General features: G+C 65.2%; 20 protein-coding genes and 1 pseudogene. 6 read left to right on the top strand and 15 right to left on the bottom strand.

Annotated features, from left to right (window positions below):
- Window positions 1-136 precede the first annotated feature (136 nt).
- The 6 genes from ACWPWO_RS12020 to ACWPWO_RS11995 all read right to left on the bottom strand — a co-directional run bounded on the left by ACWPWO_RS12020 (window position 137) and on the right by ACWPWO_RS11995 (window position 7,642).
- A complete protein-coding gene (locus ACWPWO_RS12020; protein ID WP_454006793.1) occupies window positions 137-1,273 on the bottom strand; it encodes a methionine ABC transporter ATP-binding protein in 1,137 nt (378 codons plus the stop codon).
- Window positions 1,270-1,428, bottom strand: coding sequence for a hypothetical protein (locus ACWPWO_RS12015; protein ID WP_454006792.1), 159 nt, complete (start codon window positions 1,426-1,428; stop codon window positions 1,270-1,272). Before ACWPWO_RS12015 ends, ACWPWO_RS12020 begins: the two co-directional genes overlap by 4 nt.
- A 156-nt stretch (window positions 1,429-1,584) precedes the next feature.
- Entirely contained in the window at window positions 1,585-3,027 is a 1,443-nt protein-coding gene (locus ACWPWO_RS12010; RefSeq protein ID WP_454006791.1) for an efflux transporter outer membrane subunit, read from the bottom strand.
- 3 nt (window positions 3,028-3,030) lie between these two features.
- Window positions 3,031-6,141, bottom strand: coding sequence for a MexW/MexI family multidrug efflux RND transporter permease subunit (locus ACWPWO_RS12005; RefSeq protein ID WP_454006790.1), 3,111 nt, complete (start codon window positions 6,139-6,141; stop codon window positions 3,031-3,033).
- Window positions 6,138-7,211, bottom strand: coding sequence for an efflux RND transporter periplasmic adaptor subunit (locus ACWPWO_RS12000; protein ID WP_454006789.1), 1,074 nt, complete (start codon window positions 7,209-7,211; stop codon window positions 6,138-6,140). The genes ACWPWO_RS12005 and ACWPWO_RS12000 overlap by 4 nt, the downstream gene beginning before the upstream one ends.
- Window positions 7,208-7,642 carry a DoxX family protein gene (locus ACWPWO_RS11995; protein WP_454006788.1) on the bottom strand — a complete coding sequence of 145 codons (435 nt, stop codon included), beginning with the start codon at window positions 7,640-7,642 and terminating at the stop codon, window positions 7,208-7,210. Before ACWPWO_RS11995 ends, ACWPWO_RS12000 begins: the two co-directional genes overlap by 4 nt.
- A 101-nt stretch (window positions 7,643-7,743) precedes the next feature.
- Here ACWPWO_RS11995 and soxR point away from each other — a divergent pair, with 101 nt between their 5' ends.
- The gene (gene soxR, locus ACWPWO_RS11990; RefSeq protein ID WP_454006787.1) at window positions 7,744-8,220 is read left to right on the top strand and encodes a redox-sensitive transcriptional activator SoxR; all 477 of its coding nucleotides are present in this window, start codon (window positions 7,744-7,746) and stop codon (window positions 8,218-8,220) included.
- Here the strand turns inward: soxR and ACWPWO_RS11985 are convergent.
- The 5 genes from ACWPWO_RS11985 to ACWPWO_RS11965 form a co-directional block, all read right to left on the bottom strand.
- Entirely contained in the window at window positions 8,217-10,208 is a 1,992-nt protein-coding gene (locus ACWPWO_RS11985; RefSeq protein ID WP_454006786.1) for a BCCT family transporter, read from the bottom strand. The genes soxR and ACWPWO_RS11985 overlap by 4 nt on opposite strands.
- A gap of 87 nt (window positions 10,209-10,295) precedes the next feature.
- Window positions 10,296-11,162 carry a pyridoxine/pyridoxal/pyridoxamine kinase gene (pdxK, locus tag ACWPWO_RS11980; RefSeq protein ID WP_454006785.1) on the bottom strand — a complete coding sequence of 289 codons (867 nt, stop codon included), beginning with the start codon at window positions 11,160-11,162 and terminating at the stop codon, window positions 10,296-10,298.
- A complete protein-coding gene (locus ACWPWO_RS11975; protein WP_454006784.1) occupies window positions 11,159-11,881 on the bottom strand; it encodes a glutamine amidotransferase in 723 nt (240 codons plus the stop codon). The genes pdxK and ACWPWO_RS11975 overlap by 4 nt, the downstream gene beginning before the upstream one ends.
- A 31-nt stretch (window positions 11,882-11,912) precedes the next feature.
- On the bottom strand, window positions 11,913-12,965 hold the full coding sequence (locus tag ACWPWO_RS11970) for a 2Fe-2S iron-sulfur cluster-binding protein (protein WP_454006783.1): 1,053 nt from the start codon (window positions 12,963-12,965) through the stop codon (window positions 11,913-11,915).
- A complete protein-coding gene (locus ACWPWO_RS11965) occupies window positions 12,962-13,918 on the bottom strand; it encodes an AurF N-oxygenase family protein (protein WP_454006782.1) in 957 nt (318 codons plus the stop codon). The genes ACWPWO_RS11970 and ACWPWO_RS11965 overlap by 4 nt, the downstream gene beginning before the upstream one ends.
- A 686-nt stretch (window positions 13,919-14,604) precedes the next feature.
- Between ACWPWO_RS11965 and ACWPWO_RS11960 the strand changes: the two genes are divergently transcribed.
- A complete protein-coding gene (locus ACWPWO_RS11960) occupies window positions 14,605-15,900 on the top strand; it encodes a serine hydroxymethyltransferase (RefSeq protein ID WP_454006781.1) in 1,296 nt (431 codons plus the stop codon).
- Window positions 15,901-15,911: 11 nt separating this feature from the next.
- Here the strand turns inward: ACWPWO_RS11960 and pdxR are convergent.
- Window positions 15,912-17,418, bottom strand: a pseudogene (gene pdxR / locus ACWPWO_RS11955) (MocR-like pyridoxine biosynthesis transcription factor PdxR).
- 132 nt (window positions 17,419-17,550) lie between these two features.
- Here pdxR and serC point away from each other — a divergent pair.
- The 3 genes from serC to ACWPWO_RS11940 all read left to right on the top strand — a co-directional run bounded on the left by serC (window position 17,551) and on the right by ACWPWO_RS11940 (window position 20,562).
- Entirely contained in the window at window positions 17,551-18,633 is a 1,083-nt protein-coding gene (serC, locus tag ACWPWO_RS11950) for a 3-phosphoserine/phosphohydroxythreonine transaminase (RefSeq protein WP_454006780.1), read from the top strand.
- A 74-nt stretch (window positions 18,634-18,707) separates the two neighbouring features.
- The gene (gene glyA / locus ACWPWO_RS11945; RefSeq protein WP_454007484.1) at window positions 18,708-19,991 is read left to right on the top strand and encodes a serine hydroxymethyltransferase; all 1,284 of its coding nucleotides are present in this window, start codon (window positions 18,708-18,710) and stop codon (window positions 19,989-19,991) included.
- A 109-nt stretch (window positions 19,992-20,100) separates the two neighbouring features.
- The gene (locus tag ACWPWO_RS11940) at window positions 20,101-20,562 is read left to right on the top strand and encodes a hypothetical protein (protein ID WP_454006779.1); all 462 of its coding nucleotides are present in this window, start codon (window positions 20,101-20,103) and stop codon (window positions 20,560-20,562) included.
- A 43-nt stretch (window positions 20,563-20,605) separates the two neighbouring features.
- Here ACWPWO_RS11940 and queC read toward each other — a convergent pair whose 3' ends face one another.
- The gene (gene queC / locus ACWPWO_RS11935; protein WP_454006778.1) at window positions 20,606-21,340 is read right to left on the bottom strand and encodes a 7-cyano-7-deazaguanine synthase QueC; all 735 of its coding nucleotides are present in this window, start codon (window positions 21,338-21,340) and stop codon (window positions 20,606-20,608) included.
- A gap of 2 nt (window positions 21,341-21,342) precedes the next feature.
- Window positions 21,343-22,011 (bottom strand): 7-cyano-7-deazaguanine/7-aminomethyl-7-deazaguanine transporter, encoded by a 669-nt coding sequence (locus ACWPWO_RS11930; protein WP_454006777.1) that lies wholly within the window; start codon window positions 22,009-22,011, stop codon window positions 21,343-21,345.
- 468 nt (window positions 22,012-22,479) lie between these two features.
- Between ACWPWO_RS11930 and ACWPWO_RS11925 the strand changes: the two genes are divergently transcribed.
- A complete protein-coding gene (locus ACWPWO_RS11925) occupies window positions 22,480-23,274 on the top strand; it encodes an EAL domain-containing protein (RefSeq protein WP_454006776.1) in 795 nt (264 codons plus the stop codon).
- Between the two features lie 6 nt (window positions 23,275-23,280).
- Here the strand turns inward: ACWPWO_RS11925 and ACWPWO_RS11920 are convergent, their stop codons facing one another.
- The gene (locus tag ACWPWO_RS11920) at window positions 23,281-23,898 is read right to left on the bottom strand and encodes a hypothetical protein (protein WP_454006775.1); all 618 of its coding nucleotides are present in this window, start codon (window positions 23,896-23,898) and stop codon (window positions 23,281-23,283) included.
- Window positions 23,899-24,122: the final 224 nt, after the last annotated feature.

The raw sequence follows: 24,122 nt of genomic DNA, 5'->3' as shown, positions 1-24,122 counted from the left end.
ATCGGCTGCGTTCGGGCTCGAGCCGGGCGATGCGTACCGGCCTGGGCGGCGCAGAGCGGTTGGCCACCGCGGATCGTCGGCATCGCCAGGGGCTGCGACGCAGGCGATGGCGCCGGGGGCGGCCATCATCTGCGTTTCAATGGGTCGGGACATAGCCCAGGTCCTCGATCCCGTGCGCCAGGGCGCCAGGCTGTTCGGTCAGGGCGTGCAAGGGCGGCAGGGCGGCGTGCGCCGGCACGGCCACGATGAGGCGGCCGTGCGCATGACCCTGGATGCGGTCGACCCCGCCGTGCACCAGGCGCAACGGCGCCCGCAGGGCCTGGGCCAGCGCCAGCAGATCGGGTTCCAGGCGGTCGCGGCCGTTGTAGCTCAGTTGCAGCAGGCGCTCGCCGCCGGTCGCGGGCGCCTCGCTGCGCAGGGCCTGGCGCAGATCGGGCGGCAGGTCGTGCTGCAACGGGGCCAGCAAGGCGCGCGTGGCCGGATGGCGGGGATTGCCGAAGATCTTCCAGACCTCGCCGTGCTCGGCGATTTCACCGCGCTCCAGCACCAGTACCTGGTCGGCGATTTGGCGGATCACGCTCATTTCATGGGTGATGAGCACGATGGTGATGCCCAGGCGCCGGTTGATATCGCGCAGCAATTGCAGGATGGCATGCGTGGTCTCGGGATCCAGCGCCGAGGTGGCTTCATCGCACAGCAGGATCTCAGGGTGGTGAACCAGCGCCCGCGCGATGCCCACGCGCTGCTTCTGGCCGCCCGACAGGCGGCTGGGATAGCTGTCGCGCTTGTCCTGCAGGCCCACCAGACCCAGCAGCTCGTCCACCCGGGCGGCGATGTCGGCGCGCGGCGCTTTGGCGACCTGCAGCGGCAGGGCGATGTTTTCCCAGACCGTCTTGGCCGACAGCAGGTTGAAGTGCTGGAAGATCATGCCGATGCGCCGGCGCAGCGCGACCAGTTGGGCCTCGTTCAGGCGGCCTATGTCCACTCCGTCCACGCGCACCCGGCCCCGGGTCGGCGTCTCCAGCCGGTTGATGGTGCGCAGCAGGCTGGACTTGCCCGCGCCGCTGCGCCCGATGATGCCGTAGATGCTGCCGGCGGGAATGTCCAGGTTGATGTCCTTGAGGGCATGTACAGGCCCGCTCGAGGACGCATAGATCTTGTCGATCTGCTCGAAGGAGACGCTGCCCGCGCCGCGCGCCGGGGCGAGCGCGACGTCGAGCGCGTTCGTGTCGCCGCGGGGCAGAGGCAGGGCGGGATTCAGGGCGGCGCTCATGCTTGGGCTTGACGCAGGGAAGGGTTGACGCTGATGTCGTGGATCCGCAGGCGATTCATGGCGCCGGGAATCACGCCAATTTTCAGGTCGGCGATGTGGCGGGCCGACATGCCCGGCATCCGGGCGGCCGGGAAAGAAGAAAGAAATCGGGTCATGAGCATTCTCTGTTGGACTGTGTGTTGCGGATGCACAGGGCCCGGGGGCGCTGTCCGATTCATTGAATCAGACAGCGGAGAAGGCTTTAACTACCGAGTTTTCATTAATTAATGGTGTCCGACGGTTATGACTTCATGGTTTCCAAGGCCATGTGCTTATGGGGCGCCCCAGCCCAGCGCCTGGTACAGGGCGATCACATTCAGATAGGAGCCCGTTTCGGCCTGGGCCAGTTCCTGGCGGGTCTGGTTCAGGTTGCGCTGGTTCTCCAGCACCTGAAGGTATTGCCCCGCACCGGCGCGGTAGCGGGCCAGGGCGCGGTCATGGGCCGCCTGCAGGTGGGCGGCGGCGCGCGTCAGGCTCAGCAGGCTTTGCTGGTGCTGCGTCAGCCTGTGCAGGGCTCCCTGGACTTCTTCCTGGGCCTGCAGGACGACTTGCTGATAATGCAGGCGTGATTCGTCCGACAAGGACTGCATGCCGCGCAGCCGGGCCCGGGCATGGCCCAGGCGCAGCGCCGGCCACTGCACGCCGGGCGACAGCTCGAAGGCGCGCGCGGCATGGCCCAGGCTGCTGCCGCGCAGGGCGAAGAAACCGACGAAGCCGGCCAGGTCCACGCGGGGATAGAGCTCGGCCGTGGCCGCCGCGACCTCGTGCGAACGGGCCAGCAGTTCCTGGCGCGCCGCCCGCACGTCGGGGCGATTGAGCAGCATGGCATTCACATCGCCCAGCGGCAGCGAGGCCGCCAGCGGAGCCGCCGGCGCAGGCAGGGGAGCCTGCACGGGGGCCGCGCTGCCGCCGCCCAGTACCTGCATGCGCACTCGGGCCAGCTCACGGTCGCTGCGCACCCGCGGGCTCTGGGCCTGGGCGCGCCCCAGCCCCGCCTGGCCGTTGCCCCGGTTCTTCGGCAGCTCGCGTCCCAGGGCGACGCCGGCCCGCACCAGCCGGCGGGTTTCTTCCCAACTGCGCACATCTTCCTGCGCCAGCGCCAAACGCCGCTGCAGGCCCTGGGCCTGGACACACTGGCGCGCCAGCTCGGCGGCAATGGCCTGGCGCGTCAGTTCCAGCCGGTCCTGCGCGGCCTGGCTGCGCGCCTGGGCGGAGGCGGCCAATTGTTCCAGGCGGCCGAACAGGTCGATTTCCCAGGTGGCATCCAGCCCCAGCCGCCAGTTCTCCGTGACGGCATGGTCCGGCGTGCCGTCCGGCGCTGCGAACTGCGAGCCGCTGCGTGTGTGGCGGGCCTGGGCGGTGACGGCAGGCAGCCTGTCCTGCTGGCGCTCGTCCACCAGGGCGCGGGAGGCGCGCCAGCGGGCCTGGGCCTGGGCGATGTCCAGGTTATGGTCCAAGGCGGAGGCGATCAGCGCGTCCAGTTGCGGATCCTGCAGCAAGCTCCACCAGGCGGGGCGTTGCGCGGCCGCCGATGCGGGAGCGAACTGCGGGCTCCAGTCCTTGCCGGCCAGGGCGGGGGCGCCGGGCACGGAGCTGTCCAGCCCGACGGCGCAGCCGGCCAGCAGCAAGGCGGGCAGCAGGGCCGCAAGGCGGCGCGCCAGGGCGCCGGCAGGCATGGTGAAGCGCGGGCGATTGGTCAAAACGGATGGCGTCATGGATCAGGATTCTCCCGTCGAGGCATGCAGGGCCTGCGCCAGGGCCCGGGCGCGCGGCGTATCGGATTGGCGGGCATGGTCGCGGGCCAGCCAGGTATAGAGGGTGGGCAGGACGAACAGGGTGAACAGCGTGCCGATCATCATGCCGGAGACGATCACCACGCCCAGGCCGAAGCGGCTGTTGGCGCCCGCTCCGGAGGCGAACAGCAGCGGCACCAGGCCGAAGACCATGGCGGCCGTGGTCATCAGCACGGGCCGCAGGCGGATGCGGGCCGCCTGCAGGATGGCCTGCGGCTTGTCCAGCCCCCGGCTGGCCTGCAGCTCGTTGGCGAACTCCACCATCAGGATGCCGTGCTTGCTGATCAGGCCCACCAGGGTCAGCAGGCCGATCTGCGTGTAGATGTTCAGCGTCCCCAGGCCCAGCGCCAGCGGCAGCAGGGCGCCGCACAGCGACAGCGGCACCGTCACCAGAATGATGACGGGGTCGATCAGGCTTTCGTACTGGGCCGCCAGCACCAGATAGATCACGACCAGGGCAGCCAGGAAGGCCAGCGCCAGCGACTGGCTTTCCTGCGTGTACTGGCGCGATTCGGACTGCCAGTCGTGCATGAAGCCGGCGGGCAGGGTGCGGGCGAGTTCGTCCAGATAGGCCACGGCCTGCCCCAGCGTCACCCCCGGCGCGGGAATGGCCTGCAGGGTGGCCGAGTTCTGCTGGTTGAACTGGCGCAGGCTGTTGGGCTCCACGTCGGTGCTCACCTGGACCACGGCGGACAGCGGCACCAGTTCCCCCTGGCTGCTGCGCACGAACTGGCGCGTCAGGGCCTGGGCCGTCAGACGGTAGTCGCGCTGGCTCTGGGGAATCACGTCGTAGGCGCGGCCTTCGAGCGCGAAGCGGTTCAGGTAGTTCTCGCCCACCAGCACGGCCAGCGAATCGGCGATGTCGCGCAGACTGATGCCCAGGCTGGCCGCCTTGCTGCGGTCGATGTCCACGCGCAGCACGGGATTGTTGTAGTCCAGGTCGCTGTCCACCACCACGAACAGCCCGCTTTCCCGGGCCTGCTGCTTGACCTGCTCCATGGTGTCGTACAGGCTGCGGTAGTCGCCGGGGCTGCGCAGCACCATCTGTACCGGCAGGCCGCCGCTGGAGCCCGGCAGCGGCGCAAGCTGGAAGGCGAAGATGCTGCTGCCGGGGATTCCCGCCGCGCGTCCCTGCAGTTCGCCCTGGATGGCGCTGGCGTCGCGGTCGCGGCTGTTCCAGTCGCGCAGGTTGATGCCGCCGAAGCTGGCCGCCGGCCCGTCCGTGCCTACGATGATCCAGGTGCCGGCCGTCTCGGGAATGGCCCAGTACGCCTTGTCCAGCTGCAGGGCGTCGCGTTGGGCGTAGGCCAGGTTGGCGTGCTGCGGGGCCTTGACGGCGGTCAGCACACTGGCCTGGTCCTCGATGGGCGCCAGTTCGCTGTGCGTGGCCTGGTACAGCAGCGGCAGGCTCAGGCACACCGCCAGCGCCAGCAGGCCGGTGATCCAGCGGTGCCGCAGGGATGCGGCCAGGACCCGGCCATAGCGTTCGGACAGTCCGCCGAAGACGTGCTCGGCCATGCGGGCCATGCGTCCCTCGTCCTGCTGGGCGGGCAGCAGCAGCGAGCTCATGACCGGGGACAGGGTCAGGGCCACCACGCCGGACACCAGCACCGCGCCGGCCAGGGTCAGGGCGAACTCCTTGAACAGCGCGCCGGTCAGGCCTTCCATCAGGCCTATGGGCGCATAGACGGCGGCCAGGGTCAGCGTCATGGCGATGACCGGCCCCGCCACTTCGCGCGCGCCCAGCAGGGCGGCGACCACCGGAGGGCGGCCGGCGGCGATGTGGCGGGGCACGTTCTCCACCACCACGATGGCGTCGTCCACCACCAGCCCGATGGCCAGCACCATGGCCAGCAGTGTCAGCAGATTGACGCTGAAGCCGAAAGCCAGCATCAGCGCCGCCGCGCCCAGCATGGACAGCGGTATCGTGGCCAGGGGAATGAGCACGCTGCGCATGGATCCCAGGCACAGATAGATGACCAAGACCACGATCAGCATGGCTTCGGTCAGGGTGCGCAGCACCTCGTCGATGGAGGCCTGGATGAAGCGGGCGGTTTCGAACGCCAGGTCCACCTTGACGCTTGGCGGCAGGGTGGCCTCGATGTCGGGCAGGCGGTCGCGGATGCCGGCCACGATGCGCAAGGGGTTGCCGCCGGGCGTGGGGAACAGCCCCAGGTGCACGGCGGGCAGCCCGTCCATCAGGGCGCTGGTCTCGGTGGCGGCCGCGCCCAGTTCGACCCGTCCGATGTCGCGCAGCCGCACCAGCGAGGTGCCGTCCTGGCGCACGATCAGGTCCTGGAATTCGGCCACGCTGGTCAGGTCCGAATTCAGGCGGATGTTGCTCAGCACGTGCTGCCCCTTGATCATGCCGGGGGCGGCCTGGTAGTTGTTCTGGCGCACGGCCTGGGCGACGTCGGCCGCCGTCAGGCCGTAGCCGGCCATGCGATCCGAGTCCAGCCACAGGCGCATGGCCAGTTTCTGCCCGCCGAATGTCTGGATCTTGGCCACGCCGTCTATGGTGGAGAACATGGGTTCGACCACGCGCGACAGGTAATCGCTCAGCTCGGGGATGGACAGGTCCCGGGTGGAGAAGCCCACGTAGGCCACGGCGGTGGAGTCTCCCGAGGAGCGCTCCACCACCGGATCGTAGGCGCCTTCGGGCAGGCGGTAGCGGACCTGGCTGACCTTGGTCATCACTTCGGTCAGCGCCTGGGTGGAATCCCGGTTCAGCTCCATGCGCAGGGTCACCACGCTGCGGCTCTGCACCGAGGTCGAGGACAGGTAGTCCACGCCTTCCACCGAGGCCAGGGCCTGGGCGATGGGCTGGGTGACGAAGCCCTGCATCAGCTCTGCCGAGGCGCCGGGGTATTCGGTGGTGATGGTGATGGTGGAGTTTTCCAGCAGCGGATACTGGCGGATGGGCAGCTTTTGCAGGGCGAACAGGCCCAGCATCAGCAAAAGGGCGCTGACCACCAGCGCCAGCACGGGCCGGCGCACGAAAAGGTCGGTGAAGCCGGGGCGGGAAGGCGTATTCATGAGTTCTCCCCGCCGGCGGCCGGCTGCAGGAGCGAGCCGTCCTGCAGCTTGATCTGGCCGGCGCTCACCACGGTGTCGCCGACCTCCAGGCCCTGGATGATCTCGACGCGCTCGTCCCAGCGCTCGCCGGTCTGCACGGACACCCGCTTCGCCTGCCATTGGTCCTGTTCGTTCTTGAATGCGACGAAGACCGTCTGCCCATAGGCCGTGTAGGTCAGGGCCGTCTCGGGCACGCTCAGCACCGGAGCGCCCGCAGGACGAGGTATCCGGGCGCGGGCGTACATGCCGGCCTGCAGACGGCCGCCTTCATTGGGAAGGATGGCCTGCAGCCGCACGGTGCGCGAGGCGCCGACCAGGGGATCGATGGCGGCGATGCGCGCCTGGAAGGTCCGGCCGGGCCAGGCGTCGACCTGCAGCGTCAGCGCCTGGCCGACGCTCAGCTCGGGCAAGACGTGTTCGGGCACGGTCAGGTTCACGCGCAGCCGGCTGTCGTCCACCAGGCTGGCGATGGCCTGGCCGGGCTGCAGGTAATGGCCCGGATGCAGATGGGTGATGCCGATTCGGCCGGCAAACGGAGCATTGACCTGCTTGAGGGCCAGTTGGGCGCGGTCGTGCTGCACCTGAGCCTGGGCCATGTCATGGTCGGCGCGAGCCTGATCGAGCTGTTCCTGGGTGGAGGCCTGCTCGGCCTTCAGCCGGCGCACGCGTTCCAGTTGCAGCGCGGCCTGCTTCAGTTGCGCCTGCTGGCGGCGCAGGCTGGCCTGCTCCAGTTCGTCATTGAGCAGCAGCAAGGGCTGGCCGGCCTTGACCGGCTGGCCGGATTCGAAGCGGATGTCGCGGATCCGGCCGCTGGTTTCCGCGCTCAACTGCACCTGCCGCCAGGCCTCCAGTTCGCCGACGGCGTGCAGCAGGCGCGGGGCGGTCTCCTCGCGCACGTCCGCCAGCTCCACCACGGCGGGCGGGTAGGCGCCGCCGGCCTGGGCGTCCCGCGAAGCGGGCATCAGCCTCCAGCCCAGCGCCAGCGCGACGGCCAGTACGGGGATCAGGACCCATGTTGTTCGTTTGCTCATGCCTGCAGCCCTCCGCGCACCGCAACCAATTGGCGGCGCAGATGGCTGGCGATGGCCAGGCCCATCAGGCCGCCGATCAGCGACAGATGCTCCAGCGCGAAGTACATGGACAGCATGGCCTGCGGCTGCTCCATGCTCCAGAAGGTGTGCACCACCAGGATGGTGGCGGCCAGGAATACGGCCAGCATGCCGGCGCCCAGCCACAGGGCGCGGTCGGCCAGGACCAGGACCGAACCGAGCAGCAGGGTGGCGGCGGTCAGCACGTTGAAGAATACGGCCGGCTCGAGGCCGGCCTGCGTCATCTCCTGGACGCCTTGCTGGAAGTCCAGCAGCTTGGCCAGGCCGGAGCTGGCGAATACGATCACGATGAGCACGCGCGCCAGCAGCCACAGGGCGGCGCTGGCGAGCAGGGTCTGGATGAAACGGGGCATGACGGGTTCCTGTTCAAAACCATGGCAGCCGGAATGGCTTGCCTTATTCAGGTGCCCGGACTATAAAACCTCAAGCTAACTTGAGGTCAATGGATTGGACAATGAGCAAAGACATCGATTTCAGCCGCGCGCTGACGGTGGGAGAGGTGGCCCGGCGCAGCGGCGTGCCGGTCTCCACCGTGCATTTCTATGAATCGAAAGGTCTGATCGCCAGTACGCGCAACAGCGGCAACCAGCGTCGTTTCGAGTCGGTGGTACTGCGCTATATCGCCATCATCAAGGTGGCCCAGCGCACCGGCATTCCCCTGGAGGAGATTCGTGAAGCGCTGCGCGGCCTGCCGCCCGGCAGCAAGCCCACGGCCGCCCAATGGCGGACCATGTCGCAACGCTGGCAGGCCAGCCTGGACGAGCGCATCGAACGCCTGACGCGTCTGCGCGACGAGCTGACCCGGTGCATAGGCTGCGGCTGCCTGTCGATGGACGAATGCCCGTTGCGCAATCCCATGGACGTGCTGGGCGAGCAAGGCTCCGGCCCCCGGATCCTGGAAAGGGAACCGGGGACCGAGACGCCGGCCTAGAGAGGGTCCGGCGAGCGGGCGTAGAGCGCCGTGGCTTCGGACGTGACCAGGGCCTGGTAGCGTTCGAACTGGTTGAGGATGTCGTTGATGACCTGGCTGGAGCTCAGCCCCATCAGGTCGTAGCCGCGGCTGCCGTCCGCAAACACGGTGCGCACCTGCCATTCGTGGGGCCGGGTCTGCTCATTCTTGGCGGCGGCCGCGGTAAAGCTCGCCACGCGGCGGGCCTGCATCTGCACGCCGTAGACGAAGTTGCGCTGGCCCTCGGCCTCGATGGTCAGCTGAGCCTGGCCCTCCTGGCCATCCTCCAGGGACACATTCAGCCCGCGCTTGCCGAGCTCGTCGGCAACCGCCCGCAGGGCGGGGGCGGCGACCTCGTCCAGGAAACGCCGCGCGTCCTGGCGCGTGGGGCTGTGCAGAATGGTCGAGAGCCTGCGCCGCCAGGAAACTTCCGAGCCCGGCGCCGGGCCCGCGGCCGGGCCGTGCCGGCGCAGGCGCGACATATCGGCTTTCATTCCCTTGTACAGCCCCAGGATCAAGAGGAACATGATGATGGCGAAGGGCAGGGCGCTGACCAGCGTGACGGTCTGCAGCGCGGTCAGGCCGCCGGCCAGCAGAAGCAGGGCGGCGGCCGTGCCTTCCAGGGCGCACCAGTAGATGCGCTGCCACACCGGGGCGTCCTCCACGCCGCCGGCCGCCAGCGTGTCGATGACCAGCGAGCCCGAGTCGGCCGAGGTCACGAAGAAGATGGCCACCAGCAGCACGGCCAGCGTGGACGTCACGCCCGACCAGGGCAGGTATTCCAGGAACTCGAACAAGGCCACCGAGGCGTTGGCGGCGGCGTCCCGGGCCAGTTGGCCGGCGGCCGCCGTCATGTCCAGGAAGATTGCGGTATTGCCGAAGACCGTCATCCAGAAGAAGGTGAAGACGGTGGGCACCAGCAGCACGCCCAGCACGAATTCGCGCACGGTGCGCCCGCGCGAGATGCGGGCGATGAACATGCCCACGAAGGGCGACCAGGCGATCCACCACGCCCAGTAGAACAGGGTCCAGGCCTTCATCCAGTCCTGTTCGCGAAAAGCCTGGGTGCTGAAGGAGCGCGCGAAGAAATTGTCCAGGTAGCCGCCTATGTTCTGCACGAAGGCGTTCATCAGGAAGGCCGTTGGGCCGACGCTGAGCACGAAGAGCATCAGGGCGATGGCCACCAGCAGGTTCAGCTCGGACAGGCGCCGTATGCCCACGTCCAGGCCGCTGACGACCGACAGGGTCGCCAGCGAGGTGACCACGATGATCAGGACGATCTGCAGCCAGGTCTCCTGCGGCCAGCCGAACAGGTGCTCCAGGCCGGCGTTGATCTGCAGCACGCCCAGGCCCATGGAGGTGGCGATGCCGAACAGGGTGCCGCAGACCGCGAAGATGTCCACGCTGTCGCCTATCCACCCTTCGATGCGCTTGCCGAACAGCGGATACAGGCCTGAACGTATGGTCAGCGGCAGGTTGTAGCGAAAGCAGAAGTAGGCCAGGGACAGGCCGACCACGGCGTAGACCGCCCAGGCGTGCACGCCCCAGTGGAAAAAGGTGATGACCTGCGCCTGGCGCGCCGCTTCCACCGTGCCGGCCGGGCCCGCGGGCGGGGCGGAGAAGTGCTGCAGCGGCTCGGCCACGGCGAAGAACATCAGTCCTATGCCCATGCCGGCGGCGAACAGCATCGCCATCCAGGTCAGGTAGGGGTAGTCTGGTTCCGAGTCGTCGGGGCCGAGCTTGAGGTTGCCGTAGCGGCTCAGCGCCAGGTAGACCACGGCGAAGAAGAACAGCGCCACGGCCAGGATGTAGAACCAGCCGAAGCTCAGGATCACCCAGTCCTGAAGCTGTTCGAAGATGCGCGCGGCATCTTCGGGAAAGATGATCCCGATCAGCAGAAAGACCAGGACGATCAGTGTGGATCCCCAGAAAACCCTCGGATGTAGTGTGCTTTTGAAAGGCAGGCTCATTGCATGCTCCGGTTTTTGCTTGGTGGCCCAAGCTTAACGAGAACGAATGCCGAGTTAAAGGCCCGATGGTTCAAGAAATGTCAGCAGTCAGGGGCGAATTGGATCCATAGGCAGTATCAATTCCTGGCTGCCGGCCTGGCGCGTCAGCTCGAGCTGGTGCAGGACGCTGGCGCTGGCGGTGTGCACGGCCGTGTGCAGATCGGCGCCCAGCAGCAGGCGGGCCAGCAGCGTGGCGGCGAACAGGTCGCCGGTGCCCTTGGCGGCGGAGTCGACGCGAGGATGGCTCAGCAGGGTGTGGACCGGCGTTTCGCGGCGCGTCAGCAGCAGATTGATCTGGCCGGCTTGCCAGGATAGAGGCGCCGCGCTGGTGGCGATGAGCCACTGCGTGCGTTCCTGGAGCAGTGAGCGGGCGGCGCTGGAGGCGGCCTCTTCGGTGTCGGCGGACCGGCCTGCCAGCAGGGACAGTTCGTAGCCATTGGGCGTCAGCCCCGTGGCCAGCGGCAGCAGCGTCCGATGGTAGGCCTGGACCAGATCGGGTTCCACGTAGAGCCCCACGTCCAGGTCGCCGATGACCGGATCCACGATGACCAGGATGTCGGGCAGGCGGTGCAGCAGCTCGCGCAGCCAGCGGGCGATGACGGCGGCCTGCTCGGCGTTGCCCAGATAGCCGATCAGCACGGCGCGCACCTTGTCCAGGGCACCGCGCCGGCCCAGGTCTTCCAGGAAGCCGGCCAGCCAGTCGGCCGGGACGGCTCCGCCGTGCACCGTGGGGTATTGCGGATTGTTGCTGAGCAGCACGGTGGGTACGGCGGCCACGGTCAGGCCGTGCTGGCGCAGCGTGGGGACGGCGACATTGTTGCCGACCCGGCCGTAGATGACCTGCGACTGGATGGAAACCACATCCACGAGGTATGGATGCAGCTCCCTATCCACGAACGACGCGTCAGGATTCATGCGGGCAGGGCGGCGGGCGCAGGCTGTCTGAGCTGGCTGAGCCAGTTTTCCAGCACCAGGCGCGCAGCGGCATGCAGGCGCTTGCCGATCTGGGCCGCATCGGCGCGCAGGGCGTGGGGATCGATGTCGGCCTGGCCCAGTTCGTTCGCGTGGCCCACCAGCCAGCGTTCCAGCTTGCTGGTGTCGGCTTCCAGGTGGAACTGCAGGCCCAGTACCTGGGCGCCGAAGGAGAAGGCCTGGTTGGCGCCCACCGGCGTGCCGGCCAGGCGCACGGCTCCGTCCGGGATATCGAACTGGTCGCCGTGCCAGTGCAGCACGGGGATGCCGTCCACGGCGGCCAGCGCGGATTGCGCGCCGGCTTGCGTCAGGGTCAGCGGCGCGAAGCCGATTTCCTTGACGCCCAGGGGGTAGACGTTGGCGCCCAGGGCGCGGGCGATCAGTTGCGCGCCCAGGCAGATGCCCAGCAGCGGCTTGCCCGCCAGCAGCCATTTCTGGATCAGCTCCAGTTCGCCGCTCAGGAAGGGGTAGATTTTTTCGTCATAGGCGCCGATGGGGCCGCCCAGCACGATGAGCAGATCGGCATCCCGTTCGCTCAGGTGGCGCAAGGACTCCACGGAAGGGTCCACGTACTGGACCTGGTAGCCCTGCTCGGCCAGGACGGGCTCGAGCGTGCCCAGGTCTTCGAAATGGATATGACGCAGTGCAATGACTTTTTTCATGACGGTCTCTTTGTATCCGATGGTGATGATGTCAGCTTGTCGAGCCGATGTCCACGGTCAGGGCGCCGGACAAGGGAAAGGTGCAGCAGGCCAGGGCGTGGCCCTGGGCCTTGTCCTGATCGCTGAGGCAGAAGTCCGGTTCGAAGCGGCAGTCGCCGTCCGATATCTTCACGCGGCAGGCGCCGCAGATGCCGGCCCGGCATTGGCTGCGGATGGGCACCTGCCCCGCTTCCAGCATTTCCAGCAGGCTGGGGCCGGGGTCGGGCGAGAGCGGCAGATCCGAACCCGGCACACTGATCCGCAAGGGGGCGGAACCTGATTGGGGCGCGATGTCCAGCGGCGCGGCGGCCGGCGGCGAGAAGGCTTCGATGAGCATGCGCGAGACCGGACGGGGCTTGGCGGTGGACCCGCGCAGCGCCTGGGCGAAGCCGTGGCTGCCGCAGATCACCACGGCCTGCGGATCCTGCAGGTGCTGCAGGGCCTCGGAGGAAGGGCGGCCCACTTTGAACTGGGCGCTGCTGCGGATGTTCTCGCGGGTGACGAAGACATTCAGCGAGAACCAAGCCGTGGTCAGGTCCAGTTCCAGCAGTTCGTGCAGGAAGGGAATGTCCGAGACGCGCGGGATGCTCAGCAGCAGCTGCACGTCGGGCACGGGCAGGCCGTTGCGCGCCCGCTGCGCCAGTTCGCGCAGCAGGGCGATGGGCAGGGTGATGCCTATGCCTCCGGCAATCATGGCGATGCGCTGGTAGCCCAGGATGGAGTCCACGGAGATGTCGCCGGCCACGTATTGCAGCGGCACGGTCATGCCCTCGCGCAGCGTGGCATGCATGTGGTCGGACACGCTGTTGCGTCCTGAGCCCTTGACGGCGATCTCGAACAGGTCCGCGTCGGGCTTGCGGGTGATGGAATATAGGCGTTGCTGGATGACGCCGCCCGTGTCCGGGTAGCTCAGGGCCACATGCTTGCCGGCCTGCAGCGAGCGCAGGAAGTCGAAGTGCCCGCCCTGCACGCGCAGGGTGAACACCTTGACGTTGCCTGCCTCGGGCCGGACCGTCTCGCAACGCGCCTGGATGTGCGGCGTCATTGCAGCGCCTCCTGCTGTTCGGCTTCGGTCTGGCGGATCGTGCCGGACTTGCTGTTCAGGCCGATGCGCTCGATCAGGCTCTGCACCGAGTCGGTGTAGACGCTGATCTCGTTGCTGTCGCCCACATCGTGCAGGATGTCGCGCGCATTGGGGAATTGGAGCATGGAGAAGACCTTTGCCCAGGCGCCCAGTTCGTTGTTGGCGAACATTTCCACCGTGCGCAGGATGACGGCGCGCAGGTGCTCGCGCTCCCGCTGGCTCAGGCCCTGGACGATGTCCGAGGCGACGAAGCTGAAGACGCTGGAGTGGCTCCATTCGTCCATGGCGTGCGTGCGGGTGACTTCGTGGCAGATGGACTGGATGGCCTTGTCCTCGGCCATGGTCTTCAGGTAGTCGGTGATCAGCGTCTCGGATGCGCAGGCGATGGCGAAGCGCGTCAGGCGCCGCTCCGATTCGGAGCCGCACTGGCTCAGCAGATTGTTGCGCCACTGCACCAGGTTGAACTCGGTGAAGTCCAGCGGCTGCAGGCCGCGCATTTCATAGATGTAGTTGCACGCCATGATGGACATGCGGGTGTGCAGGGCTTCGTCCAGCAGCGCCTGGGACATCACGTCCTGCAGCAGGCCGCGATTGGCGCTGGGCGGAGGCGTCTTGATGATGTCTTCGCACGTGGGCGTGACGACATTGCACTCGATGTAGATGGTCTTCAGGTTGTAGATGCCCCAGGCGTAGGACAGGCATTGGGACTTGAGCTCCTGCGGCGCCTCCAGCCAGGCCTGGTGGTTGCGGAAGGGCAGCAGGCATTCGCTGAAATCGGCCTTGCCCGGGTCGAAGGCCAGGTTCCAGTAATCGGGCAGTTCCTGGTTCACGGCCGCGCGGTTCTTCCAGAGCACGGACAGCTTGTGCAGCATGTTGCGTACGGCGTCATCGGTTTCGTGGCTTTTGATCGTCATTTCAAATTTCCTTGCTGTTGAGTGCGATCTCGTCAGGACGATGAGACCGTTTCGTAAACCAGCCTGTCTGTATTCCATATCTGGTATCCGCAGGCTTCATGGATTGGATTTTTTTGCGCATTTTCAAAAATGAGCCAAAAAATCCGTATCAGAACTTGCTTGAATTTTTGAAAACAATACGGTGGCGCGCTGCCGTTCCGGTGGTGGCCGAGTTCTTTCCTTGCTTGACTATAAAGTTCAAAACCATTTCACAACTTATATAAGCAAGGCATAATTTATGGGCCTTGAAGGTATAAGGAGAATGGTTTGCTTCATTCGCAGGCTGAATTCTAATGATCGAGTGACAGTAAATGACAGACCATTTTTCGCGATATTAACAGACCACTTTAGATTAATAATTTGTGCGCTGCAAAAAATGGCATTTGTGATGCGCCAATTGAGCGTGAAACAAGCGTGTTCCCTATAAATTGCTGCTTGATGTGATTGTTTTTTGGCTAAATATATGATTAAAAAAGTGGTCTGGTTATTTGATTGAAAATGGACCGTTTTTAATTGGCGGAAACGGTCTAGGATATTTGTTTTTGCGCCCATTCCAGGCTTGTACGCTGATTGGGCATGCCTCCATGCTGACGCATCCGGTTTTCAGGCGCGGGCAGGGGGCAGCCTCCATCGACACAGGAACTTGCATGAAGAGTCTTGCCAGTGGCGATGTCCACCAACTGCCTCTGGTGGGTTCGCAGCCTCTGCAGCAGACCGATCGCAGCCTCTGGGACATGCTCGAGGCCGAACGGCGCCGCCAGCAGCACACCGTCGAGCTGATCGCTTCCGAAAACTACGTCAGCCGCGCCGTGCTGGACGCGCAGGGATCCCTGCTCAGCAACAAGCAGGCCCAGGGTTATCCAGGCAGGCGCATCTATGGCGGTTGCGAACAGGTGGACCAGGCCGAAGAGCTGGCCATCGAACGGGCTCGCCAGCTCTTCGATTGCCGTCACGCCAATGTGCAGGCGCATTCGGGGAGCCAGGCCAACCTGGCGGTGTGCCTGGCCCTGTTGTCGCCGGGCGACATCATTCTGGCGCTGGACCAACGGGCCGGGGGACACGTCAGTCATGGTTCGGCCGTCAATGTGTCGGGCCGCTGGTTCCAGACGCGCTCCTATGGGGTGGATCGTCGCACGCAGTGGGTGGACATGGACGAAGTGCGCCGCCAGGCCCATGCCGAGCGGCCGCGCCTGATCATCGCCGGCGGCTCCGCGTATTCGCGCACTCCGGACTTCGTCGGGTTCAGGGCCATCGCCGACGAGGTGGGGGCCTATTTCATGGCGGACATGGCGCATTGCGCCGGGCTGGTGGCGGCGGGCGTCTTCGAGTCGCCCGTGTCCCAGGCGCATGTCACGACGCTGTCCACGCACGGAACCCTGCGCGGTCCGCGCGGGGGCATGATCCTGTGCAACGACGCGCGGCTGGCCGACAAGTTCGATGCCGCCGTCTATCCAGGCCTGCAGGGCGGTCCGCTGATCAATATGGTGGCGGCCAAGGCCGTTGCGCTGGGCGAGGCCTTGCGTCCTTCTTTCGCCACGTACGCGCAGGCCGTCATGGCCAATGCCCGCAGCCTGTGCCGCCGCCTGTCCGAGGGCGGGCTGACGGTGGTGTCAGGCGGAACGGACTGCCACTTCGGCGTGGTGGACCTGCGGCCCTGGGGCCTGGACGGCCCTCTGGTGGAGCGGGTCCTCATGCAGGTGGGCATCAGCCTTAGCAAGCACACCGTGCCGTATGACGACGACAAAGGCTCCTATTCCGGCATACGCGTGGGCAGCGCCGCCTGTACCTCGCGCGGGCTGGGCGAGGACGACATCAAGGAAATCGGCGACATGATACTGGCGCTGCTGGGCGGGGTGCGCAGCGGAGCCCGCAGCCTGCGTACGGAAAACGCCATCCGCGAAGGCGTCGCCGCCTTGAACCGGCGCTATCCGCTGCCGTACTGACGCCCATGCCCTCATCCTTTGCCCTGCCGCAGCGCGTTGGCCAGACGCAGCATGGCCGACTCGATTTCGTATGCGGTCAGGGACGCGTAGCCCAGCATCCAGCCCTGCTGTTTTTCTTCGCCCAGGTACAGCCGGCTCAGGCCGGGCAGCAGCACGCCGGCGCTCAGCCCGCGCCGCAATGTGTGTTCTTCGGACCAGCCCGGCTCCAGGAAACAGGGAATCTGCAGGCCGCCTTCGGGCCGTGTCGCCCGGGCGATGCCCTGCAGATGCAGGCCTATGGCTTCGAGCATGATTTCGCGGCGTCCCGCGTAAAGTGTGTATAGGAGACAGGATGTGGGAATTGTAGTGGCCGTCTTCCATGAAGCGGGCCAGCGTCAGTTGCAGAATCTGCGGCGTATGGCCGTCCATGATGCTGCGCGCCTGGGTGAAGGGCTTGATCAGTTCCGGCGGCAAGGCCATGTAGCCCATGCGCAGGCCGGGGTACAAGGTCTTGCTGAACGTGCCCAGGTAGATGGTGCGCTGGTATCTGTCCAGGCCCTGCACGCAGGCCGTGGGCAGGCCGTCGTAGTGGAATTCGCTGTCGTAATCGTCCTCCAGGATCCACTTGCCGTTCTCGGCCGCCCAGCGGATCAGTTCCAGGCGACGTTCCAGCGCCAGGGTGGCGCCCGTCGGGTACTGGTGGGAAGGAGTCACGTAGATGCAGTTGGCGCCGCTGCGGTCCTCGTGCAGCAGGTCGGTGCGCAGGCCCTGTTCGTCCACGGCGATGGGCACGATCCGCGCTTCGGCGGCCTCGAAGGCCTTGCGCGCGCCGAAGTAGCCGGGGTTCTCCATCAGGATGGGCTTGCCGGCGTCCACCAGCAGCTGGGCGCACAGGAACAGGGCCTGCCGGGTGCTGCTCAGGATCAGGATCTGGTCGGCCGATACCTTGGCGCCGCGTTCCAGGTTCAGGTAGACGGCGATGGCCTTGCGCAGGGGCTCGGTGCCTTGCGGGTCGCCATGCAGCAGGACATTGCCGCGATAGTCCTTCATGGCCTGGCGCTGCAGGCGTTCCCAGACATCGGTGGGAAAGTTGCGCGTCTCGGGCAGGCCGGTCGCGAACGCCTTGATGGTCTGCTGGTCGGCGATGCCGCCGCTCTCGAAGATGGCGCGGCCGCGCCGGCTCAGGCCCGCGCCGGGTTCGAGCACGCTGCGCTTGAGGTCCTGCGCCTTGATGCGCCGGTAGGCGCTGCCGCGCAGCTCCGTGCCCACGGACTCGGACACATAGCTGCCCGAGCCTTCCCGGCGCACGATGAAGCCGTCGCGATGCAGCTGCACGTAGGCATTTTCCACCGTGTCGCGCGCCATTCCCAGGGACTTGGCCAGCGAGCGCGTTGCAGGCAGCTTCACGCCGGGGTCCAGCGCGCCGTCCAGGATCAGGGCGCGCAGGGCGCGCTGGATGCGCTGGTGAAGGTCCAGGGATTGAAGGTCTACGTCGGTCAGACGCATCTTCAGGGTGTCCAGTTCAAAAGAGCGCGTCATGCGGTCTGCTCCAGGTATTGTTAATGGTCTGACGCGTCAGACCATTGTGCTCGTAGACTGTTTCTTCAATACCGGAATCCTGGCGTGGCGTCCCATTTCCGGCTTTTCTGCTTGTACAGGATCTCACCACTTATGTTCCGGTCTCTCAATTTCAGCGCAGGGCCCAGCGCCCTGCCCATGGATGTATTGCTTCAAGTTCGCGATGAATTCTTCGATTTCGCCGGCACGGGCATGTCCGTGCTGGAGATCAGCCACCGTTCGCGGCCGTTCATGGACTTCGCCCAGCGTACTGAAGAAGCACTGCGCCGCGCGCTGGCGGTTCCGCCTTCCTATCGCATCCTGTTGCTTCAGGGCGGCTCGTACATGCAGTTTTTCCAGGTTCCCATGAATCTGTTGCACAGTAAGAAAGCGGCGGATTATATCCACACGGGTTTATGGTCGGGGCAGGCGATAAAAGCCGCCCGCCAATATGGAGAAATCCGAATCGTTGCCAGTTCTGAAGAAAACGGTTTCGATCGCGTCCCCGATATCGAGGAATTCAATATTAATCCGGATGCGGCTTACTTGCATTACACCGAAAACGAAACGGCCCAGGGCGTGCAATTTGCAAGTCCGCCTCGATCCGCGATTCCCCTGGTGTGCGACGCCTGTTCCAGCCTGCTGTCCAAACCGCTGGATATCCAGGCGCATGGCCTGGTCTATGCCTCCGCCCAAAAGAACATGGGCGCGGCCGGCGTGACGGTCGTCGTGGTGGATCCCGATCTTCTGGACACGCCGCTCGAAGGAACGCCGGATCTTCTGGACTATGCCGTGCAGGCTCAAAAGAGCTCGTTGCTTAATACGCCGGCCACCTTTTCCTGGTACGTACTGGGCTTGACGGTGGATTGGCTGAATCGCTCCGGTGGAATTGAGGTCGTGCACGAAATAAATAAGAAAAAAGCCCGATTGCTATATGAAATAATTGATGAAAGTAATGGTTTTTATATAAATCGTGTCCTGCCTGACTATCGATCCATTAATAATGTTCCTTTCACCATTGCCAATAAAGATCTGGAGCATGAATTCGTGGAGCAGGCGGAAAAGAACGGCCTGAACGGCCTGAAAGGCCACAGCGCCACGGGTGGGCTGCGGGCCAGCATCTACAACGCCGTCTCGCTTGTGGCGGTCGAGGTCCTGGCGGACTTCATGCGCGAGTTCCAGCGCACCCGCGGCTAGATCGCGTTCCCTGTTTCTTCTGGCGGCGGCAGGTTCCGCCGCCTTTCATCTTTACGTTACACAAGGACTCTGTCCTGTACGGCAACTCTCTTACTTTGGCTGAATTCGACAGCGAACTGGCGCAGGCCGTGCAGGGCGAGGAACGCCGCCAGGAAGACCACGTCGAATTGATCGCCTCCGAAAACTACGCCAGCCCCCTGGTCATGGCCGTGCAGAATTCGGTCTTCACGAACAAGTACGCCGAAGGCTATCCCGACAAGCGCTACTATGCCGGTTGCGAATTCGTCGACGTGGCCGAACGCCTGGCCATCGAGCGCGTCAAGGCCCTGTTCGACTGCGACTACGCCAATGTGCAGCCGCATGCGGGCGCCCAGGCCAACACGGCCGTCTTCCTGGCGCTGATCAAGCCCGGCGATACGGTCATGGGCATGAACCTGGCCCAGGGCGGCCACCTGACGCATGGCAATCCGGTCAATTTCTCCGGGCGGCTCTACAACATCGTGCCTTACGGCCTGGATCCCGAAACCGGCCTGATCGATTACGACGAGATGGAGCGCATCGCCCTGGAAACGCGGCCCAAGCTGCTCATCGGCGGCTTCTCGGCCTATTCGCGCTACAAGGATTGGGCCCGCATGCGCGCCATCGCCGACAAGGTCGGCGCCTGGTTCTGGGTGGACATGGCCCACGTGGCCGGCCTGGTCGCCGCGGGCGAATACCCCAATCCGCTGCCCCACGCCCATGTCGTCACCAGCACCACGCACAAGACGCTGCGCGGGCCGCGCGGCGGCATCATCCTGTCCAAGGGGCAGAGCGAGGATTTCTACAAGCGCCTGAATACCGCCGTCTTCCCCGGCGTGCAGGGCGGTCCCCTGATGCACCTGATCGCCGCCAAGGCCATTGCTTTCAAGGAAGCCCTGCAGCCGGAGTTCCGCAAGTACCAGCAGGAGGTGGTGCGCAACGCTCGCGCCATGGCGGCCGTATTGCAGCAGCGCGGCCATACCCTCGTGTCCGGCGGCACCGACAACCACATGATGCTGATCAACCTGTCGTCCAGGCCCTATACCGGCCAGGAGGCCAGCGCGGCCCTGGCGGATGCCTACATCACGGCCAACAAGAACTCCGTGCCCAACGACCCCCGATCGCCCATGGTCACTTCGGGCGTGCGCATCGGCACGCCGGCCGTCACCACACGCGGCTTCGGCGTGGCGGAATGCGAACAACTGGCCCATTGGTTGTGCGATGTGCTGGACGCGCTGGAAAACGGCAAGCTGGATGCCGTCAGCGCCCAGGTGCGCGAGAAAGTCGTCGAGCTGTGCCGGCGCCATCCGGTCTATCAGGACCAGCGCGAGACGGTTTGAGGAAATCTTGACCAGAATGACTCTGCTCACGCTTCAGTCTGAAGCGTGATGCGGATAGCTCGGGTCTGGCAGGCCCGGGCGCTTTGTTCGTGTTCAGATCGAGGATGTCATGAAATTGCGGGCGTTGGTGTTTTTTTTCTTGGTGGCATGGGTGTTGTGGGCGGTGTCGATTTTGTGGTGGTTTGGCGGTTGGTCCGATGAGGCCGCCAGTTTCGGCGACAGCTTTGGCGGCGTGTCGGCGCTGTTCTCGGGTTTGGCCTTGGCTTTGGCCATCTATTCCATGCTGATGCAACAAAAACAGACATGGCAGTTCGAACAGGCCACCCTGGCCGCGCTTGAGCAGCAGGCTCAAGCCATCAAACTGATCGAGCAAAGCTTGGTCAAGCAAGCCAATACCGCGCAGGTCGCCGCCCTGACCAGCTTGATTGCGCAAGAAGAGCAGCGCATCGACGATCTGCTTAGGTGGGGCAGGGCGGCGGGCGATGAAAATAAATACATCAATGGCATACGGGCTGCCAAAAGCCGAATGGAAACCTACCAGGAAAGAATGAAATTCTACGCAGGCTGGTAGGGTAGGGCGAAGCTCCGGCTGGAAGGCTGGATTTCTGCGCCAGCTAAATGGGCGTTGCACCAGCCCCTTGATGACGCGCCAGCCATTCCTGGTGTCCGTTCGCGCGCAGCCGGCAGGCCGGGCATTGGCCGCAGCCGTAGCCCCAGGCGTGCAGGTCGGCGCGCTGGTTCAGGCAGCAGGTATGGGTGTCCTTGCGGATCAGTTCCACCAGCGGGTCGCCGCCCAGTTGCCGGGCCAGTTCCCAGGTGTCCGCCTTGTCCAGCCACATCAGGGGCGTTTCCAGCAGCAAGGGCCGGTCTATGCCCAGGCTGAGGGCCATCTGCAGGGCCTTGAGCGTGTTCTCGCGGCAGTCCGGGTAGCCGGAATAGTCGGTCTGCGACATGCCGCCCACCAGCACGTCGAGCCCGCGCCGGTAGGCTTGCGCGGCGGCCAGGGTGAAGAACAGCAGGTTCAGGCCGGGCACGAAAGTGTTGGGCAAGCCGTCGGCCTGCATGGCGAAGTCCAGCTCATCGGTCATGGCGGTGGCGCCCAACTGGCTGAGCACGCCGGCATCCAGCAGGTGGTCCTCGCCCAGGCGCGTGGCCCAATGCGGGTACTGTTCGATCAGGTTCTGGCGTATGACGTGGCGGCAATCCAGCTCCACCCAGTTGCGCTGGCCGTAGTCGAAGCCGATGGTCTCGACCTGGCTGTAGCGCTGCAGGGCCCAGGCCAGGCAGGTGGCCGAATCCTGGCCGCCCGAGAACAGCACCAGGGCGCGCCGTTGAGAGCGGGCCGTCATGATCAGGCCTTGGCGGCGATGGGGTCGCGGCGCTTCATGGCGCCGATGATGGCGTTCAGGGCGACGCCGTACATGGGCACGAACAGCAGCAGGCTGACGGCCAGCTTGGTGGCGTAGTCCACCAGCGCGATCTCCCCCCAGTGCTCGGCCATGAAAGGATTGCTGCTGCGCCAGAAGGCGATGCTGAAGAAGGCGATCGTGTCCAGCGCCTGGCCGAATCCGGAGGCGGCAGCCGGCGCCCCCCCCCACTGGATGTAGTCGCGGCGCATGCGGTCGAATACCTGCACGTCCATCAACTGGCCCAGCACATAGGCGGCGAAGCTGGCCAGGGCGATCCGGAACACGAAGCTGTTGAATTCGCCCAGGGCCTGGAAACCATTGAAATGGCCGTCATGAAACAGCACCGACACCAGGTAGGACGCGATCAGGGCCGGGATCATGGCGCGCGTGATCACGCGGCGCGCCTCGGCCTTGCCGATCAGCCGCACCGTCAGGTCGGTGGCCAGGAAGACAAATGGAAAACTGAAGGCGCCCCAGGTGCTGTGGAAACCGAAGAGATCGATGGGCAGTTGCACCAGATAATTGCTGGCGATCACGATGAAGATGTGAAAGGCGACCAGCAGGGCAAGATAGAACGGCACCCGCGACGGCGGGACGGAAGGCATCGTCATGAATGAACCTTTTTGGCAGATGGGGTGAGGGAACCCATGAAAGCGGACTGTAACTATGTATTGTACGGTGCGGCTGCGGTTTCTGGGAATATGAGTGCCGGAAGTCTAGCCTTTGTTCCAGGCGGGCAGTTCATGGTCCATGAATGTTCCTTATTCGCGCCGTGCTTGCAGGTTATCCCCAGGCCTATGGGCGGCCGGGGTTTTTATGATTCCACTGAAGAAGGCGGCGGGAGAAAGAGATTGGCATGGCCGCCCTGTCTGCCTGTTTCCCGCGAGGGTTCGAGTATGCATTTTTCTGCCGATGTTCATTTGTCAGGGGGGCGCGCATCACGCCGCCAAGCTGGCTTGCCTGCGCGCCTGTCCAGCCGGGCGGAGCACGGTGTCGGCGCGCTGCCGCCAGGGCGTCAGTTCCTTGGTCGCGCATGGCCTGGCGGCGATGCGGCGGGGCCGCGGAGCAAAGGCTTGCCAATGAGCCGCATGACCCTGCGCAAGGCATTGGATCTCGGTCAGATCCAGGCCTGGTTCCAGCCCAAAGTTTCGGTTGATTCGCAGCGGCTGGCAGGCGCGGAGGCCTTGGCCCGCTGGCTGCATCCCGAGCTGGGCTTGCTGGCGCCCGCCGCGTTCCTGCCCTGGTTCAGCCATCATGGGCTGGACGAGGCGCTGCTGATGCACATGCTCAAGGAAGCGCTGGCTATACAGGCGCAGTGGCGTCGACAAGGTATTCAGGTGCCGATCTCGGTGAATCTGCCTACCCATCTGTTGAATGACGTTTTCCTGCCCGATCGGCTTTTGAATCGTGTTCGGGAGCTGCAGGGACGTACGTGCTGCATTACGTTCGAGATCCTGGAGTCTTCCAACACGCTGACTGCTCGTGCCTTGTTGCGTGGCGCATCTCGTCTGGTCTCCATGGGGTTCGGCCTGGCCCAGGATGACTTTGGCATCGGCTACAGTTCGATGCGCCGCCTGAGCTCATTGCCTTTCTCGGAGCTGAAGCTGGACCGCAGCTTTGTTCATGGCGCGGCGCGCGAAGAGCGGCAGGCGGCCACGGTATTGGCCTCGATTCGCGCCGGCAAGCGCCGGGGACTGGCCGTGACCGCCGAAGGCGTGGAAACGCCGGAAGACCTGGCATTTCTGCGCCAGGCGGGCTGCGACTATGCGCAAGGCTATCTGTTTGCCAAGCCTCTTTCCGCCGCTGACATGAATGTCTGGCTGGCCGGCACAGGAGCGGACAGGCCCGGCCTGGCGCTCAGCCTGGCCGGGTAAAGACGCTTACCGCTTGCCGGCGCCCTGCAGCCATTGCCGATACGCCGAACGGGTCGGCTCCGAGACGGATTCCAGCACTTTCTGGTGATCGACCTGGTGCCGCACCAGCAGCCGCGCATCGGCCACTGTGCGCGATTTGCAGAACCAATGACAACTGTGCTGCAGCAGATACAGCTCTGCCGAAAGATGATAGGCGCGGCTTTTCGGATCCCAGTCGTCTTCGTTGTCCACCACGTGGCGCAAGCCGGCGGCATGAATGTGCAGCAGCTCGCGGAAATCCCGCATTGCCGCGGGCAGAAAACGCTCGGCGTAAGGCACGCAGAACGAGAGCATGCTCATGCTGGCGGCTTGCAGGCTTTCCTCCTGCATGGAGTCGGCCAGCGCCTGCACCTGCGCCGCCACGGCGCGTTCGGTCTGGGCGTAAGTCTCCAGCACCTGCAGCTGGCGCGTCTCGGCCTCTTCGTGGATGGCGCGCGTGTAGCCCTGCGTCAGCGTTTCCATGTGGCGCTCGAGCTGCCTGCCGGCCAGGTGGCGTCCCAGCAAGGCGATGCGCCCGCGTTGATAACGCACGCGCAGCACCTGCCACGCCAGGGCGATCATCAACAGAATCAATACCGTATCCATCAACCGCGCTCCTTCAGGGCCACGTCGGCGCTGCCATCTGTGTCAATAAATTCGTATTTGGTTCGAGCACTTTTTGGACGTGAAAAGAGAAGCGTACAATCATTGAATCTGGATCTTGTGAGTGGCAAAGCGTGCCGTTCTTGCACAGGCTGCCGGGAATTCGCCTTGGACGGCATTGGGCCGGCCGGTTTTCCGAGGCTGCCATTGTATCCCGAGGACTGTTT

The organism is Alcaligenes sp. Marseille-Q7550 (assembly GCF_965112015.1).
Note: the sequence above shows the minus strand (reverse complement) of the source record. Positions and strands in the feature narration are given on the sequence as shown.

Excerpts from the sequence above, each read along its gene's own strand:
- ACWPWO_RS12020 (WP_454006793.1), bottom strand. The coding sequence starts at position 1,273 with ATGAGCGCCGCCCTGAATCCCGCCCTGCCTCTGCCCCGCGGCGACACG.
- ACWPWO_RS12015 (WP_454006792.1), bottom strand. The coding sequence starts at position 1,428 with ATGACCCGATTTCTTTCTTCTTTCCCGGCCGCCCGGATGCCGGGCATG.
- ACWPWO_RS12010 (WP_454006791.1), bottom strand. The coding sequence starts at position 3,027 with ATGACGCCATCCGTTTTGACCAATCGCCCGCGCTTCACCATGCCTGCC.
- ACWPWO_RS12005 (WP_454006790.1), bottom strand. The coding sequence starts at position 6,141 with ATGAATACGCCTTCCCGCCCCGGCTTCACCGACCTTTTCGTGCGCCGG.
- ACWPWO_RS12000 (WP_454006789.1), bottom strand. The coding sequence starts at position 7,211 with ATGAGCAAACGAACAACATGGGTCCTGATCCCCGTACTGGCCGTCGCG.
- ACWPWO_RS11995 (WP_454006788.1), bottom strand. The coding sequence starts at position 7,642 with ATGCCCCGTTTCATCCAGACCCTGCTCGCCAGCGCCGCCCTGTGGCTG.
- soxR (WP_454006787.1), top strand. The coding sequence starts at position 7,744 with ATGAGCAAAGACATCGATTTCAGCCGCGCGCTGACGGTGGGAGAGGTG.
- ACWPWO_RS11985 (WP_454006786.1), bottom strand. The coding sequence starts at position 10,208 with ATGAGCCTGCCTTTCAAAAGCACACTACATCCGAGGGTTTTCTGGGGA.
- pdxK (WP_454006785.1), bottom strand. The coding sequence starts at position 11,162 with ATGAATCCTGACGCGTCGTTCGTGGATAGGGAGCTGCATCCATACCTC.
- ACWPWO_RS11975 (WP_454006784.1), bottom strand. The coding sequence starts at position 11,881 with ATGAAAAAAGTCATTGCACTGCGTCATATCCATTTCGAAGACCTGGGC.
- ACWPWO_RS11970 (WP_454006783.1), bottom strand. The coding sequence starts at position 12,965 with ATGACGCCGCACATCCAGGCGCGTTGCGAGACGGTCCGGCCCGAGGCA.
- ACWPWO_RS11965 (WP_454006782.1), bottom strand. The coding sequence starts at position 13,918 with ATGACGATCAAAAGCCACGAAACCGATGACGCCGTACGCAACATGCTG.
- ACWPWO_RS11960 (WP_454006781.1), top strand. The coding sequence starts at position 14,605 with ATGAAGAGTCTTGCCAGTGGCGATGTCCACCAACTGCCTCTGGTGGGT.
- serC (WP_454006780.1), top strand. The coding sequence starts at position 17,551 with ATGTTCCGGTCTCTCAATTTCAGCGCAGGGCCCAGCGCCCTGCCCATG.
- ACWPWO_RS11940 (WP_454006779.1), top strand. The coding sequence starts at position 20,101 with ATGAAATTGCGGGCGTTGGTGTTTTTTTTCTTGGTGGCATGGGTGTTG.
- queC (WP_454006778.1), bottom strand. The coding sequence starts at position 21,340 with ATGACGGCCCGCTCTCAACGGCGCGCCCTGGTGCTGTTCTCGGGCGGC.
- ACWPWO_RS11930 (WP_454006777.1), bottom strand. The coding sequence starts at position 22,011 with ATGACGATGCCTTCCGTCCCGCCGTCGCGGGTGCCGTTCTATCTTGCC.
- ACWPWO_RS11925 (WP_454006776.1), top strand. The coding sequence starts at position 22,480 with ATGAGCCGCATGACCCTGCGCAAGGCATTGGATCTCGGTCAGATCCAG.
- ACWPWO_RS11920 (WP_454006775.1), bottom strand. The coding sequence starts at position 23,898 with ATGGATACGGTATTGATTCTGTTGATGATCGCCCTGGCGTGGCAGGTG.